The 14,589-nt window shown below is 69.1% G+C and carries 14 protein-coding genes and 1 tRNA gene; 8 read left to right on the top strand and 7 right to left on the bottom strand.

The features are described from left to right. Nucleotides 1–107 precede the first annotated feature (107 nt). The 5 genes from topA to FVO59_RS01725 all read left to right on the top strand — a co-directional run bounded on the left by topA (nt 108) and on the right by FVO59_RS01725 (nt 6,464). Nucleotides 108–2,939, top strand: coding sequence for a type I DNA topoisomerase (gene topA / locus FVO59_RS01745; RefSeq protein WP_182254044.1), 2,832 nt, complete (start codon nt 108–110; stop codon nt 2,937–2,939). Then, nucleotides 2,936–3,565 (top strand): dTMP kinase, encoded by a 630-nt coding sequence (gene tmk, locus FVO59_RS01740; protein WP_182254042.1) that lies wholly within the window; start codon nt 2,936–2,938, stop codon nt 3,563–3,565. Before topA ends, tmk begins: the two co-directional genes overlap by 4 nt. A 49-nt stretch (nt 3,566–3,614) precedes the next feature. Continuing rightward, nucleotides 3,615–4,772, top strand: a complete 1,158-nt coding sequence (locus FVO59_RS01735; RefSeq protein WP_182254039.1) for a DNA polymerase III subunit delta' — start codon at nt 3,615–3,617, stop codon at nt 4,770–4,772. After that, entirely contained in the window at nt 4,769–6,310 is a 1,542-nt protein-coding gene (locus FVO59_RS01730) for an alpha/beta hydrolase (protein WP_182254037.1), read from the top strand. The genes FVO59_RS01735 and FVO59_RS01730 overlap by 4 nt, the downstream gene beginning before the upstream one ends. 82 nt (nt 6,311–6,392) lie before the next feature. Next, nucleotides 6,393–6,464: transfer RNA gene (locus tag FVO59_RS01725), tRNA-Thr, on the top strand. Nucleotides 6,465–6,520: 56 nt separating this feature from the next. On the opposite strand, the gene FVO59_RS01720 is transcribed toward FVO59_RS01725, so the two are convergent. Beyond that, nucleotides 6,521–6,658, bottom strand: coding sequence for a putative transporter small subunit (locus FVO59_RS01720; RefSeq protein ID WP_182256928.1), 138 nt, complete (start codon nt 6,656–6,658; stop codon nt 6,521–6,523). A gap of 14 nt (nt 6,659–6,672) precedes the next feature. Continuing rightward, nucleotides 6,673–8,337 (bottom strand): sodium:solute symporter family protein, encoded by a 1,665-nt coding sequence (locus FVO59_RS01715; protein WP_182256419.1) that lies wholly within the window; start codon nt 8,335–8,337, stop codon nt 6,673–6,675. 507 nt (nt 8,338–8,844) lie between these two features. Here FVO59_RS01715 and FVO59_RS01710 point away from each other — a divergent pair. Both FVO59_RS01710 and FVO59_RS01705 read left to right on the top strand, forming a co-directional pair. After that, nucleotides 8,845–9,423, top strand: a complete 579-nt coding sequence (locus FVO59_RS01710) for an isochorismatase family protein (protein ID WP_182254035.1) — start codon at nt 8,845–8,847, stop codon at nt 9,421–9,423. After that, complete coding sequence (locus tag FVO59_RS01705) at nt 9,420–9,965, top strand: DUF1697 domain-containing protein (protein ID WP_182254033.1); 546 nt, start codon at nt 9,420–9,422, stop codon at nt 9,963–9,965. The genes FVO59_RS01710 and FVO59_RS01705 overlap by 4 nt, the downstream gene beginning before the upstream one ends. A gap of 69 nt (nt 9,966–10,034) precedes the next feature. On the opposite strand, the gene FVO59_RS01700 is transcribed toward FVO59_RS01705, so the two are convergent. The 4 genes from FVO59_RS01700 to FVO59_RS01685 are packed head-to-tail and all read right to left on the bottom strand — an operon-like array spanning nt 10,035 to nt 13,606. Further along, a complete protein-coding gene (locus FVO59_RS01700) occupies nt 10,035–10,895 on the bottom strand; it encodes a hypothetical protein (RefSeq protein WP_182254031.1) in 861 nt (286 codons plus the stop codon). Between the two features lie 56 nt (nt 10,896–10,951). Then, nucleotides 10,952–12,322, bottom strand: a complete 1,371-nt coding sequence (locus FVO59_RS01695) for a sensor histidine kinase (RefSeq protein ID WP_182254029.1) — start codon at nt 12,320–12,322, stop codon at nt 10,952–10,954. A gap of 2 nt (nt 12,323–12,324) precedes the next feature. Further along, complete coding sequence (locus FVO59_RS01690) at nt 12,325–13,002, bottom strand: response regulator transcription factor (RefSeq protein ID WP_182254025.1); 678 nt, start codon at nt 13,000–13,002, stop codon at nt 12,325–12,327. 55 nt (nt 13,003–13,057) lie between these two features. Continuing rightward, nucleotides 13,058–13,606, bottom strand: a complete 549-nt coding sequence (locus FVO59_RS01685; protein ID WP_182254023.1) for a type 1 glutamine amidotransferase domain-containing protein — start codon at nt 13,604–13,606, stop codon at nt 13,058–13,060. 118 nt (nt 13,607–13,724) lie between these two features. Here FVO59_RS01685 and FVO59_RS01680 point away from each other — a divergent pair, with 118 nt between their 5' ends. Beyond that, the gene (locus FVO59_RS01680) at nt 13,725–14,384 is read left to right on the top strand and encodes an IMPACT family protein (RefSeq protein ID WP_182254020.1); all 660 of its coding nucleotides are present in this window, start codon (nt 13,725–13,727) and stop codon (nt 14,382–14,384) included. Here FVO59_RS01680 and FVO59_RS01675 read toward each other — a convergent pair. Beyond that, nucleotides 14,365–14,571: a hypothetical protein gene (locus tag FVO59_RS01675; RefSeq protein WP_182254018.1), complete on the bottom strand. Its 207-nt coding sequence runs from the start codon at nt 14,569–14,571 to the stop codon at nt 14,365–14,367. The two genes, FVO59_RS01680 and FVO59_RS01675, sit on opposite strands and share 20 nt — an antisense overlap. Between the last annotated feature and the right edge of the window lie 18 nt (nt 14,572–14,589).

The raw sequence follows: 14,589 nt of genomic DNA, 5'->3' as shown, positions 1-14,589 counted from the left end.
ACGCCCCTCGCACCGCCCACGCGTCTTCGCTGATGATTCGTCGGAGGATCTCTCGGCGCACGCCGGGATCGCGGTGTGTATGGTGTGCTTCGAAGAAAGGACGCCCCTTGGCAGAAGGCAAGAAGCTCGTCATCGTCGAGTCCCCGACGAAGATGCGGTCGATCCAGGGATATCTCGGCGACGGGTACCAGGTGCTCAGCTCGGTCGGTCACATCCGCGACCTCGCCGATAAGAAGGACATCCCCGCCGACGACAAGAAGGCGTACGGCAAGTACTCCATCGACGTCGAGAACGACTTCGACCCCTACTACGTGGTGTCCGATCGGAAGACGAAGACGGTCGCTGAGCTCCGCCGCGCGCTCAAGAGCGCCGACGAGGTCCTGCTCGCAACAGATGAGGACCGCGAGGGCGAAGCCATCGCATGGCACCTGCTCGAGACACTCAAGCCCAAGGTGCCCGTCAAGCGGATGGTCTTCCATGAGATCACCAAGGACGCCATCCAGGCCGCGGTCGGCAACACCCGCGAGCTCGATCTCGCGCTCGTCGATGCGCAGGAGACCCGCCGCATCCTCGACCGCCTCTACGGCTGGGACGTCTCGCCCGTGCTCTGGTACAAGGTGAAATCCGGGCTGTCGGCCGGCCGCGTGCAGTCGGCGGCGACGCGCATGGTCGTCGAGCGCGAGCGCGAGCGCATGGCGTTCGTCTCGGCCGAGTACTGGGACGTCGAGGCGCAGGCGTCGTCGTCCGGCTCCGCGTTCGGGGTGCGCCTCGTGCGCGTCGACGGCGGACAGCTCGCGCGCGGAACCGACTTCGACGACACCGGAAAGCTCAAGAAGGCCGTCGTCGTGCTCTCCGAGTCCGACGCAGAGGCGCTCGCCAGCGCGGTCGACGCCGCAGGCTCCGCCACCGTCACCAAGGTCGAGGCGAAGCCAGGCACTCGCAGCCCCTACGCCCCATTCACGACCTCCACGCTGCAGCAGGAGGCCGGTCGCAAGCTCTCGATGAGCGCCAAGCAGGCGATGAGCGTCGCCCAGCGGCTCTACGAGAAGGGGTACATCACCTATATGCGCACCGACTCGGTCGCGCTGAGCACGCAGGCGATCCAGGCTGCCCGCAGCCAGGCCGTCGCCCTCTACGGCGACTCGGCCGTGCCGCTGAAGCCGCGCGTGTACAAGTCGAAGAGCAAGAACGCGCAGGAGGCGCACGAGGCGATCCGCCCCTCTGGCGAGACGTTCCGCACTCCGGCGTCCGTCGCCTCCGGCCTCGATCGCGAAGAGCAGCGCCTCTACGACCTGATCTGGAAGCGCACCGTCGCCAGCCAGATGTCGGATGCCAAGTACGAGACCACCACGGTCACCCTCGAGACGATCGCAGGCGCCAAGCGGGTCGAGTTCACGGCATCCGGAACCGTCTACACCTTCAAGGGCTTCCTCGAGGCGTACGAGGAAGGGCGCGACGAGAAGCGCAACGCGCAGGACAGCTCGGCGGATCAGTCGCTGCCCGCCGTCGCCGTCGGCGACGAGCTGGCGGTCGGCGAGTCCGTCGCGAAGGGGCACCGCACCACTCCGAAGCCTCGCTACACCGAGGCATCGCTCGTGAAGGCGCTCGAAGAGCACGGCATCGGCCGCCCGTCGACGTTCGCCAGCATCATCGGAACCGTCATCGACCGCGGCTACGCGACCAAGCGCGGGCAGGCGCTCGTGCCGACCTGGCTGGCCTTCAGCGTCGTGCGGCTGCTCGAGCAGCATTTCGCCGATCTCATCGACTACGACTTCACAGCCGCCCTCGAGGACGACCTCGATGCGATCGCCCGAGGCGAGCAGAACCGCGTCGAGTGGCTGAAGTCGTTCTACTACGGCTCCGAGAAGCAGGTCGGCCTGCGCCAGGTCGTCGACAATCTGGGCGAGATCGACGCGCGCGCCCTGAACTCGACGCGCATCACCGACGACGCCACCCTGCGCTTCGGCAAGTACGGCCCCTATCTCGAGATCATCGATCCGGCCAACCCCGAGGCGAAGCCGCGCATCGTGAACGTTCCCGAGGACCTCGCGCCAGACGAGCTCACCGCCGACAAGGCGCGCGAGCTGATCGACGCGCCCGTCGCGGGCGACCGCGTCCTGGGAGAGAACCCCGAGAACGGCAAGATCATCGTCGTCAAGGACGGACGCTTCGGGCCGTACGTGCAGGAGAACGATCCCGTCTCCGACGACGACGCCGTGGACGAGGCCACCGGCGAGGTCGTCGAGAAGCCCAAGCCGAAGCGAGGCGCGAAGAAGGAGGCGGCGCCAAAGCCGCGCACCGCGTCGCTGTTCCGCTCGATGTCGGTCGACACCATCGACCTCGGCACCGCACTGCAGCTGCTCAGCCTGCCGCGAGTGGTCGGCGCCGACCCGGCCACCGGCGAGGAGATCACGGCGCAGAACGGCCGCTTCGGCCCGTACCTGAAGAAGGGAGCCGACTCGCGCTCGCTCGAGAGCGAATCGCAGATCTTCGACGTGACCCTCGAGCAGGCGCTCGAGCTGTACGCGCAGCCGAAGTACGGTGCGCGCAAGGCATCCAGCGCCCTCAAGGAGTTCGACGCCGACCCCGTCAGCGGCAAGCCGATCCGCATCCGCGACGGCCGGTTCGGAGCGTATGTCACCGACGGCGAGACCAACGTGACGATCCCGCGCGGCCAGACACCCGACGACATCACCTTCGAGATCGCCGCGCAGATGCTCGCAGACAAGCGTGCCAAGGGCCCGGCCCCCAAGCGCGGTGCGAAGAAGGCAACGGCCAAGAAGGCGACCGCCAAGAAGGCGACCGCCAAGAAGGCGACGGCCAAGACCGACGCCGACAAGGCCGCCGCGCGCTCAGAGGCGGCGAAGAAGGCCGCGGCCACACGCAAGGCGAACGCGATCGCGAAGGCCGACGCCGCTCGCGCGAAGGCAGGCTCGTGACCTCGGAGCGATCCGGACTGTGGATCACCCTCGAGGGCGGTGACGGCTCCGGCAAGACCACGCAGGCCGGCCTGCTGGCCGAGTGGATGCAGCAGCGCGGCCGAACCGTGCTGCACACGCGCGAGCCGGGCGGATCCGAGGTCGGCACGCTGATCCGCGACATCGTCCTGCATCACCGCGGCGACATCGCGCCGCGCGCGGAGGCGCTGCTCTACGCGGCAGATCGGGCGCACCACGTGGCCACGGTCGTGCGCCCGGCTCTGGCGCGCGGGGAGGTCGTCATCCAGGACCGCTACCTCGACTCGTCGGTCGCCTACCAGGGCGCCGGTCGCGTGCTCGACGCCACGGAGGTGCGCGACCTGTCGCTGTGGGCCACGGAGGGCGCACTGCCCGACCTCACGGTGCTGCTCGACCTCGACCCGTCCACCGCGCGACGACGACTGGACGCCGACGACAAGCCGTACGACCGTCTCGAGGCAGAGAAGGAGGAGTTCCACGCCCGCGTGCGTGCGGCCTATCTCGCCCTCGCGGCGGCAGAGCCGCAGCGGTTCCTGGTCGTCGACGCGTCACTGGACCCCGACGACATCGCGGTGCTCATCAGGGCGCGGATGTCGGTGCTCGTCTGAGCCGTCGGCGACGCCTGCCGATGTCGGCCCCGCGGTTAGGCTGGAGAGCATGACAGCCCTCGCGACCGCTCCGTTCCCGTGGACGGACGTCTGGGGGCAGGACGTCGCGGTCGACACCCTGCGCCAGGCTGCGGCCGACCCTGCGTCGCTCTCGCATGCCTGGCTGATCACCGGCCCTCCCGGATCGGGCCGGTCGACTCTCGCCTACGCGTTCGCAGCCGCCCTGATCGCGGACAGCCCTGACGACGAGTCCACGATGCGGCAGGTGCTCGCCCGCACGCATCCGGATGTCACGGCGCTGCGCACAGACAAGGTGATCATCACGATCGCCGAAGCCCGCGCACTGGTCGAGCGCTCGTACTTCGCTCCGTCCGCTGGCCGCTACCGGGTGATCGTCGTCGAAGACGCCGATCGGATGGTCGAGCGCACCTCGAACGTGCTGCTCAAGGCTCTCGAGGAGCCGCCCGAGAAGACCGTCTGGGTGCTCTGTGCACCGAGCGAAGCCGACCTGCTGCCCACGATCCGCTCGCGCGTCCGCGCCCTGCGCCTGCGCGAGCCCGATGTCGACGACGTCGCCAGGCTGATCGCCGCTCGCACGGGTGTCGACTCGGCTGTCGCCGAGCAGGCGGCGCGCCATGCGCAGCGTCACATCGGCATGGCGCAGCGGCTGGCGACCGACGACGACGCACGCCGCAGGCGCGACGAGACGCTGCGCGCGGTACTCGGGGTGCGCGGCGTCAGCACGGCCGTCGAGGTGGCGGGGCGGATCATCCAGGCGGCGACCGACGACGCGAAGTCGCTGACCGCCGAGCGCGATGCCGCCGAGCGCTCGGCCCTGCTTCGTACCGTCGGGATCGCCGAGGGGCAGGCCGTGCCGCCGGCTCTGCGCACGCAGATCAGCGCCCTCGAAGACGACCAGCGCAAACGAGCGACCCGCAGCCTGCGCGACGGCATCGACCGGGTGCTCACCGACTTGCAGTCGCTGTACCGTGACGTCGTCATGCTGCAGTTCGGCCGCGGCGACGAGCTGATCAATCGGGAGCTTCGCGATGAGCTCGACCGGATCGCCGAAGCGTGGCCGGTCGAGCGCACGATCGTCGTGCTGGATGCGGTTGCCGAGACCCGTGAATCCCTGGAGCGCAATGTCGCTCCTCTGCTCGCCGTCGAGAGCCTTCTTGTGACCGTCTCCAGCGGAAGGACCCCGTGAACCTCCGATCCCTGCGCCGGGCGGTGACCGTCTTGGCGGGCCTCGTCGTGGCATCCGTCGCACTCTCAGGCTGCCTCTACTCGCAGATCCCCGACGCACCCAGCTCGATCACCCGCGACCCGGACACATCTGGGGTGTCGGACGAGCTGCTGCCGTACTACTCGCAGAGGATCACCTGGGAGGCATGCGGCACCCGTTTCGACTGCGCCGAGATCACCGCCCCGCGCGACTGGGACGACCTCACCTCGGGCGACCTGACGCTCGAGATCGTTCGGCACCAGGCGACAGGTGAGTTCCAGGGCTCGCTGCTGATCAACCCCGGCGGACCAGGCTCGAGCGGTTACGACTTCGTCGCCGAGAGCCTCGAGTACGCTGTCGGCCCCGACCTGATCGAGCGCTTCGACGTGATCGGCTTCGATCCCCGCGGAGTCGGCCGATCGAGCGCCGTCTCATGCCTCGGCGCCGAGCAGCTGGACGAGTACAACTACGGTGTGCTCGACGCGCCCCGCGGCACTCCGGAGTGGGAGGACGAGATCACCGCGCGCAATCAGGAGTACGCCGACGCCTGCGACGAGAACAGCGACGGACTGCTGCCGCACATCACGACCGTGAACTCGGCGCACGACATGGATCTGATCCGGGCGGTGCTCGGCGACAAGACGCTCAACTACCTGGGCTATTCGTACGGCACGTTCCTCGGCGCCACCTACGCGAAGCTTTTCCCCGAGCGCGCACAGCGGCTGGTGCTCGACGGAGCGATCGACCCGGCCGTTCCCGGGCTCGATGTGGGAACCACTCAGGCCATCGGCTTCGAGTCGGCGCTGCGCGCCTACCTCTCCGATTGCGTCGCGGGCGCCGACTGTCCGTTCAACGGCTCGGTCGACGAGGCCACCGCCGACTTCCAGGCGCTGCTCGCCACCGTCGCCCGCACTCCGATAGAGAACGGCGACGGACGCATGCTCACGGTCGACACGATGATCACCGGCGTGATCACCGCGATGTACAGCGAGCAGAGCTGGTCGTTCCTCTCGCAGGGACTGACCGCACTTCTGCAGGGCGACCCGTCCGGGCTGTTCGCGCTGGCCGACAGCTACAACGGACGCGAGCCGGACGGCGGCTACGCCGACAACTCCTCGGAGGCCTTCCGGGCATACAACTGCATGGACTATCCCGTGGAGGACGACCCCGCTGCCGAGGAGGCCGCGATGGCCAGGATCGAGAAGCTCGCGCCCACGTTCGCGCCGTACTGGCAGGGTCCCGACCCCTGCGAGGTGTGGCCGTACGAGCCCGTCGGGGTGCGTGAGCCGATCACCGCGTCCGGTTCGGGCCCCATCGTCGTCGTCGGCACGACCAACGACCCCGCGACCCCCTATGCGTGGTCCGAATCGCTCGCCGAGCAGCTGGAGAACGGAGTGCTCGTCACCCGCGTCGGCGAAGGGCACACCGGTTACAACAAGGGCAGCAGCTGCGTCGATGCGGCCGTCGAGGACTTCCTCATCAGCGGTACGGTGCCGCAGGACGGGCTGCGATGCGAGTGACCGCTCGCCGTGACCCCGTCGGTTTCGCGCACGCTCGATCGTCGTAGTAGGATCATTGCTTGTGCCGCAGTCCGCTGCGCACGCCACCTTAGCTCAGTGGTAGAGCATCCCACTCGTAATGGGAAGGCCGTCAGTTCGATCCTGACAGGTGGCTCAGTCAGGGCCCGGGATGATTCATCCCGGGCCCTTCATCGTGTCAGGGTGCGACGATCAGATGATCGATCGGCCCTCCGCCTTGGCCTTCCTCGCTTCTGCGACGAAGGCGCGCACGATGACCGTGAGCGTTCCCGCCACGATCACGGGCCACACCAGGACATACGCGGTCAGCGCGATGGTCGACAGGTCCATGCTTCTCCTCCTTCTCAGCGTCCGCTCGGCCCGTCGACGTCGGCATCGGCCAGCTCGACGAGCTCTGCATCGGGATCGAACGCGGGATCCGACACCGGATCGAAGTCCCCGGTGCGCTGCCGGATGACGTCGAAATCGAAGTCCTCCTTCTTGCTGGGCAGGGTCAGGGCGACGCAGACGATGGTCGATACGGCATAGGCGATCAGCGAACCCGACAGCACCGGATAGGTGTGCAGGAAGCCGATCGCGAACGGTGCGGACGCCAGCGTCGCGACGGTTCCGACGATCAGCGCGACACGGGTCCCGAAGAAGCCGAACGCCATCAGCCCCAGCACCACGCCGATGCCCAGGGTCGCCAGCACATCGGACGCGATGCCGATCGGCCCGTCCAGCTCGATCCACTCGAACCGCACCGGCAGGAACGCGGCGAGGGCGACGACCACAGACACCGAGAAGGCGAGGTTGGTCACCCGCTTCCAGTAGAAGCTCGCGATCACGGGGAAGACGAGCGCACCCCACAGAGCTCCCACGAAGACCAGCAGGTCGAGGATGTTGAACTGGCTGCCCGCGAAGAAGAGGCCGGCGACCATCGCGACGATCATGGTGATCCGGCCGATGAGCACCATGGTGCGAGGGTTCGCCTTCCTCTTGCCTGCGATGTTCTGACCGTAGATGTCTGCCATCACGATCGACGACAGTGCCGTGAGGTCGGCATCGGCCGTCGACGAGAGCGAGCCGATGATCATCACGAAGAAGACGCACAGCAGCAGCGGCGACAGATAGGTCGCGGCCATCTGCGGGATCAGGTTGTTCACGTCGCCGCCGACCGGGGTGATCCCCGCGTAGAGTGCGATGACACCCAGCATCCCGACGCCGATGATCGTGGCGCCGTATCCGAAGGTCGCCGTCACGAACGTCTTCTTGATCAGATCCTCACGCACGGCGAACAGACGCTGAGCGATCGTCTGGTTGCCGATCGCGTACGCCAGCACGGCGGCGATGTACGGCGCCCCTTGGTTGAAGAACGCGTCCGACGAGAAGAAGTCGGCCTGCTGCGGCGTCACGTTCGCGGCACCGGTCTCGAAGAGGCTCGGACCACCCGCAGCGAAGAAGATCACGGGGATGATGACGATGACCGCGCCCAGCATCGCGCACACCTGCGCGAAGTCGGTCAGCACCGAGGCTCGGAAGCCCGACCACAGTGTGTACAGCAGCACGCCGGCCCCGATCGCCAGGATTCCCTGGCCGAAGGTGAACGGCGAGAGCATCGAGACGAGCGCGCCACCGGCGATGAGGTTCGAGGTCAGGCTGATGACGCTGCCGAGCACATTGGAGCCTGCGAGCATGAGCTGACTCGAGCGCCCGTGTCGCGCGAACATCACCTCGGCGATCGTGTGGGCCTTCGGCGCGACCTGGCGGATGCGTCTGCCGAACGGATAGATGAGCAGGATCATCAGCGCGCCCCACAGCCCGTAGTGGATGGGGCCCGAGATCCCGTAGGTGTACCCCGAGGTGGCCGAGGCGTACATCGACGACGCCCAGATCCAGGTGGCCGTCATGGATGCGGCCGAGATGCCGAATCCGATGCGTCCGCCACCGGTCATGTAGCCATCGGCGTTCTCGGTGCGCTTGCGGATGCGCAGCGACATGTACAGGCTGCCGCCGAAGAACAGCAGCATGAGCAGGACCACGACGGGCCCGGCGAGGGTTTGCAGATTTTCCACGTTTCACTCTCTTGTCGATGGACCGGCGGCAGTGCCGGAGGACGGGTCGAGAGAGCGCTAACGGGAGGGGAGCGTGGCCTTGAGCGGGGCTGAGGAGAAGCGGACAGGGAGCGGGGGAGTCTTGCGGGCGCTGGCCGGCATGTGGTTCTTTCTCTCGGTGAGCACGCGCGCAGATGTCCCTCCCGCCGACGAGGTGACGCACGCATGCGACGAAGGGCTGAGCCTTTCGTGCGAGCCGGAGAGAACAGCCGCTGCTCACGACGCAGGCGGTTCGTCGTGGCATGCCCGCATAGCGACCTCTGGCCGTCGTGCGGGTGGCGCGCCTGAATGGGGGCGGCAGCGGTGCGAGCTGTCCGGCCCGCTCTCCTCACGGTAGCAACAGGCCCGGCCAAGTCAAATGCGTCACCGCGACGGGCGGTGGAGGCACACCACCTCCACCCACACGGCGCGTACGCTCGGAGCATGACCAGGGCTCTTCTCATCGTCGATGTGCAGAACGACTTCACCGAGGGCGGTGCGCTCGCGGTCGCAGGCGGGGACGCGGTCGCGTCTGCCGTCTCGGCGCTGCTCGCCGAGCGGGCGTCCGATTACGAGGTCGTCGTCGCATCGCGCGACTGGCACGACCCCGACAGCGACAACGGCGGGCACATCTCCGACCATCCCGACTACGTCGACACGTGGCCGGTGCACTGCGTGGCCGGCACGGACGGAGCCGACTACGACCCTCTGCTCGACACAGCGGCGATCACCCACCATGTGCGCAAGGGGCAGGGCATCCCGGCGTACTCGATGTTCGAAGGCGTCACAGAGGCGGGCGCGCGCACGGCCGAGATCCTCGCCGCGCACGGCGTGACCGAGGCCGACGTCGTGGGCATCGCGACCGACCACTGCGTGCGGGCCTCAGCCCTCGACGCCATCGCGCACGGCATCCGGGTGCGGGTGCTCACCGATCTCATCGCGGGCGTCGCCCCCGAGCCGAGCGAGGCGGCACTCGCCGAACTCGCGCACGCAGGCGCCGAACTGGTCACTGGCCGCGCATGAGCGACCGCTGCGCACTGCTGCTGCGGGCGGTCAACGTCTCGGGGGCGAACCGCGTGCCGATGGCCGAGCTGCGGACGCTGCTGACCGAGCGCAGCGCGCTGCAGAACGTGTCGACGTACATCGCCAGCGGAAACGTCATCTGCGACGCGCCCGTCGACCGCGAGGCCGCGTGCGCTGAGGTGCGTGCGCTCATCGCCGACGAGTTCGGCGTGGACACCCCGGTGATCGCCCGTACGCATACAGAACTGGTGCGGGCGGAGCGCGACGACCCGTTCGACGACGCTTCGCTCGACAAGATGGTGCATGCGATGTTCCTCGAGGGCGACGCGTCACCGGGAGCCGTCGACCAGCTCACCGCCCGGATGCTGCCGGGGGAGCGCATCGCCCTCATCGGCCGCGAGCTGTGGATCGACTTCGGCCAGGGCGGCGTCGCGTCGACCAAGCTCACCCGTCCCGTCCTGGATCGAGCCCTCGGCACGGCGAGCACCGGCCGCAACCGCAACACCGTCCGCAAGCTCGTGCAGCTGACTGCCCCGTCCTGACGTCGTCCTGACGTCGGCACACGCGTGAGCGGGCCGGGCTCATGCCCGACCCGCTCACGCGTATCCAGGTCAGTCGTCGATGTCGACGCGGACCACGCCGAGGTCGGCGTCGAGCTCGACCTCGGCATCCTCACGGCCGCCCGTTCGCAGCTCGACGTCGTAGACGGCCCCCGAGCTGCTCGTGGACAGCGCGTGGAAGACGGTCTCGGTCGCGCCCGCATCGGCGGCGGCCGACTGCGCAGCGGCGAGGATGTCGCCCAGCTGCGCCAGGTCGATCAGCGGATCGTCATCGTCGTCGCTCTCATCGTCATCGTCGCGCTCGCGCACCGCTCCCTCGGTGGTCACGTACAGCTCGACCTCCGTGCCGTCGGCGAGACGGGCGTCGATGTCGTAGCCGCCTCGCTCGACCTCGATCGAGGTGATGCCCTCGGCCGAGGCGTGCGCGATCGCAGCCTCGGCAGCCGTGCGCAGCGCCGCGGCGTCGGCAGCAGCGGGCGCCCCGGGGCCGTCGTCACGGGCGCCGTCGTCGTCGCGGTCGTCGTCGCGGCGGTCGTCCCCTCGGCGGTCGTCTCCTGGTGCGGGCTGACCGTTCCGCGCGGCGTCGCCGGGTGCGGCCGGGGCATGCACGCCGGGACGGTCATCGTCGTCATCGTCGGCCACAGCGCTGCCGATCGCGAACGCACCGCCGCCGACGGCGAGCAGCGCGACGGCGGCACCGGCACCGATCAGGATTCCGCGGGTGCGACGACGCCTCAGGCCATCGGCGTCGGCGGAGGCAGTGACTGATTCGGACGCCGCAGCGGGGGCAGCCGGCGCGGATGCCCCGTCGAGACGCTCGGTCGGAGTGTCTGCTCCTGCGTTGTCGGCCTGCGCCGCGTCCGTGCGATCGCGGTCGTCGGAGGGGGCGGGGGTCTTCTCGTCGTTGTCCATGTCTCCACTCTGCTCGTCAGGCGGTGAAGCTCCGCTGAAGCCACCTGAAGGCGTCTTCAGACTTGCGCCGACCGGGGGAGTGAGAGGGTCATCAGTGCACCCCCGGACGTGCCGTCGGAGGCCGTGATCGTGCCGCCGTGAGCCAGCGCGATCTCGCGCACGATGGCAAGGCCGAGCCCGCTTCCTCCGGCATCCCTCGCCCGCGCCTCGTCGAGGCGGACGAAGCGGTCGAAGACGTGCTCGCGCTGATCGGCAGGGATGCCGTCGCCGTCGTCCTCGACCTGCAGCAGCACCCTGTCGCCCCGTTCGAAGACGCGGATGGCCACCTGATCCTGTGCGTGCCTGGCGGCGTTGTCGGCGAGGTTGCGCACGGCACGGGCGAGCAGCGTCGCGCTGCCGTCGACGCGGCCGGGGCCGATCCCCCGCCCGTCCACCGTGACGCCCATGCCCCGAAGGCGCTGCACTTCGGCGAGGGCGATGTCGTCGACATCGGTCGGAGCCTTCACCGCGCCACGACCTTCGTCGAGCCGGGCCAGCAGCAGCAGCCCTTCCACGAGCTCCTGCATGCGCGCCCCCTCGTCGAGAACGACGCGGCTCAGGGCGGGAAGCGAGCTGGCCTCGGGATGCGCCGCAGCCAGCTCCGCGTGCTGACGGATCGTCGCGAGGGGCGAGCGCAGCTCGTGCGAGGCGTCGCTGACGAATCGGCGCTGGGTGGTCTGCGATTGCTCGAGACGGTCCAGCATGCGGTTCATCGTGTGCGCCAGCGCCCCCAGCTCGTCGTCGCGGGCCGCATCCACCCGTCGGTCGAGACCAGCCGCATCGATGGCGTCCACCTGACGGCGAAGCCGCTCGACCGGGGCGAGGGCACGCGTGGCCACGACCCACATGACCAGGCCGACGAGGCCAAGCACGAGCGGAACCGCGACGGCCAGCAGCGCCGACGAGGCCGATACCGCCTCATCGACGCCGGCCAGCGGCCGTGCGACGGTCAGCATGCCGCGGTCGGTGTCTTCGGTCGCGGCCAGATAGGGCTCTCCGTCGACCTCGATGCGCTGCACCCGGCCCTCGTGAAGCGCAGGGAGGCCGCGCGCGTCGTCGTCGTTCGCCTGGTCGGGACCCTGGGCGGGACCCTGGCCGGGGCCCGGACGGTCATCATCGTCATCGTCGTCATCGGGCTCGTCGTCGTCGCCGGCGCCCTGCAGCCGCACAAGGACGTCGTCGTCGATGGCATCCACCCCGCCCGGACCGCGATCGAGCTGCGCCGAGATCGTGTCGAGATCCTGCTGCACAGTGGCGGCGACGCTGTCGGTCAGCGATACGCGCAGCACCTGCACGGCGGCGAAGGCACCGGCGATCAGTGCGACGGCGACGATCAGGAGCGCGCCGATGGTCAGACGGGAGCGGATGGAGCGAAGCGGGGAGGCCATGCTCACGCATCCCTCCCGACCAGGCGGTAGCCGGCGCCGCGGACGGTCTGGATGCTCTCGCGGCCGAACGGCCGGTCGACCTTCGCCCGCAGATGGCCGATGTACACCTCCACGATGTTCGCGTCGCCGTCGAAGTCCGCACCCCACACGTTGGCGATGATCTCGGCCTTGGTCACCACCTCGTCGCGTCGTCGCAGCAGGAAGTCGAGCACGGCGAGCTCGCGGGCGGTGAGCGAGATCTCGGCGTCGCCGCGGAAGACGCGACGAGCTGCCGGATCGAGCCGCAGGTCGCCCGCCTCGAGCACGGCGGGGCGCTCTCTGACGCCGCGCCGCACGAGAGCGCGCAGCCGCGCGACCAGCACGGGGTACGAGAACGGCTTCGTGAGCCAGTCGTCGCCGCCGGTGTCCAGCCCCTCGACCTCGTCCCACTCGCCGTCCTTCGCGGTGAGGAACAGGACGGGTGTCCAGTCGCCCTCGGCGCGGAGCGCCTGGCACACCCGGTACCCGCTCATGCCAGGCATCATCACATCGAGCACGATCGCGTCGTAGTCGTGATCGCGGGCGCGATCGAGGCCGGTGACACCGTCGTGGGCCATGTCCACGACCATGCCCTCGGCTTCGAGTCCGCGCCGGATGCCGTCGGCGAGGCGCACTTCATCGTCGACGAGCAGGATCCGCATGTTCACAGTCTGGCTGCTGGATCCTGAAGCGCAACTGAAGCGCGGGGGTTACGGGTCAGGCGTGCTGACCGCGGTGCGCGCCCTCGGCGATCTCTTCGACGACCTTCGCGCAGAACGCGGGCAGGTCGTCCGGCGTGCGGCTCGAGACCAGGCCGGAGTCGACCACGACCTCCTCATCGACCCAGTTCGCGCCGGCGTTGCGCAGATCGGTCGTGAGGCTGGGATAGCTGGTGAGCGTGCGCCCGTCGACGACCCCCGCCTCGATGAGGATCCAGGCTCCGTGGCAGATGACGCCGACGGGCTTGTGCTGCTCGAAGAACGCGCGCACGAAGTCGATCGACGCGCGGTCCATGCGCAGGTGGTCGGCGTTCACCACCCCGCCGGGGAGGACCAGGGCGTCGAAGTCGTCGGCCGATGCGGCGTCGGAGGCGAGGTCGACGGGCTGCGCGTGACCGTTCTTGCCGGTGATCTCGCCCGAGTCCGGCGACACCATGGTGACTTCGCCGCCGGCGTCGCTCACCGCCCGCCAGGGTTCGGTCAGCTCGCTGTCTTCGAAGCCGTTCATCGCGAGGAAGGCGACCTTCGTGTCGGAGATGCTCGTCATGATGCGTCCTTTCGCTGGGGATGGGTCATACCACTCTGCGAGCGGTCGGTGCATGGCGGCAGGGGATGGCCAGGCCGCGAGGTGCGTGATACAGAGCGCGGGTGAATACGCTGGACGCATGTCCGTGCCGTCTGGTCTGCTGCCCGCGACGATCGCCGCCGCGGTCGAGCACGAGCTGGTGATCCGCAAGTCGCGGTTCCTGACGGTGGTCGCGCCGGTCGCATCCACCGAGGATGCCGATGCCGTGATCGCCGCGGCGAAGAAGCGGCACTGGGATGCCCGGCACAACTGCAGTGCGCAGGTGACCGGCCTGCTCGGCGATCGGGCACGGTCGTCCGACGACGGCGAGCCGTCGGGCACCGCGGGCGTGCCGATGCTCGAGGTGCTGCGCCGGCGCGAGCTGACCGATGTCGTCGCCGTGGTCACCCGCTGGTTCGGCGGGATCAAGCTCGGTGCGGGAGGGCTGGTGCGAGCGTACTCGTCGGCGGTGTCCGAGTCGCTCGACCTCGCCACCCTGGTCGATCGCCGGGTGCTGCAGCAGGTGCAGGTCGCCGCGCCCCATGCCGATGCCGGCCGATTCGACAACCTGCTGCGCGACTGGGTGGGCCGCAACTCCGCCGTGCTCGGTGAGACCTCGTACGCCGATGCCGCGCAGTTCGAGGTATGGGCGCCCGCCGAGACGATCGGGGGTCTTCAGGCCGAGGTCGCGGCGCTTTCCGGAGGTGCGGTGCCTGCTGTCGGCACCGGCGTGGAACGGGTCATCGACGTGCCGCGCTGATCGCGCGGCTCTGCGCGGTCGGGGCAAGACCCTGCGGTGCGCGCAGATCCACTCGTCGGGCGCCGCAGTCGATGCAGCGCACGTACGCGACCTCGCCCTCCGAGGTGCGATGGGCGGATTCGGTGACCCATCCGTGCTCGTGCACGGGTGCGATGATCGGCAGCGGGAGGGTGTGGGATGCGGTCATGCCTCCACGATGATGTAA

This window comes from Microbacterium esteraromaticum (genome assembly GCF_014084045.1).
Taxonomy (GTDB): domain Bacteria; phylum Actinomycetota; class Actinomycetes; order Actinomycetales; family Microbacteriaceae; genus Microbacterium; species Microbacterium esteraromaticum_D.
The sequence above is the reverse complement of the archived record's forward strand: the minus strand, read 5'-3'. Positions and strand labels throughout refer to the sequence as shown.

Coding starts and splice junctions, on each gene's coding strand:
- FVO59_RS01710 (WP_182254035.1), top strand. CDS start 8,845: ATGACCAGGGCTCTTCTCATCGTCGATGTGCAGAACGACTTCACCGAG.
- FVO59_RS01675 (WP_182254018.1), bottom strand. CDS start 14,571: ATGACCGCATCCCACACCCTCCCGCTGCCGATCATCGCACCCGTGCAC.
- FVO59_RS01720 (WP_182256928.1), bottom strand. CDS start 6,658: ATGGACCTGTCGACCATCGCGCTGACCGCGTATGTCCTGGTGTGGCCC.
- FVO59_RS01685 (WP_182254023.1), bottom strand. CDS start 13,606: ATGACGAGCATCTCCGACACGAAGGTCGCCTTCCTCGCGATGAACGGC.
- FVO59_RS01700 (WP_182254031.1), bottom strand. CDS start 10,895: ATGGACAACGACGAGAAGACCCCCGCCCCCTCCGACGACCGCGATCGC.
- FVO59_RS01705 (WP_182254033.1), top strand. CDS start 9,420: ATGAGCGACCGCTGCGCACTGCTGCTGCGGGCGGTCAACGTCTCGGGG.
- FVO59_RS01735 (WP_182254039.1), top strand. CDS start 3,615: ATGACAGCCCTCGCGACCGCTCCGTTCCCGTGGACGGACGTCTGGGGG.
- FVO59_RS01690 (WP_182254025.1), bottom strand. CDS start 13,002: ATGCGGATCCTGCTCGTCGACGATGAAGTGCGCCTCGCCGACGGCATC.
- FVO59_RS01680 (WP_182254020.1), top strand. CDS start 13,725: ATGTCCGTGCCGTCTGGTCTGCTGCCCGCGACGATCGCCGCCGCGGTC.
- FVO59_RS01715 (WP_182256419.1), bottom strand. CDS start 8,337: ATGCTGCTGTTCTTCGGCGGCAGCCTGTACATGTCGCTGCGCATCCGC.
- FVO59_RS01695 (WP_182254029.1), bottom strand. CDS start 12,322: ATGGCCTCCCCGCTTCGCTCCATCCGCTCCCGTCTGACCATCGGCGCG.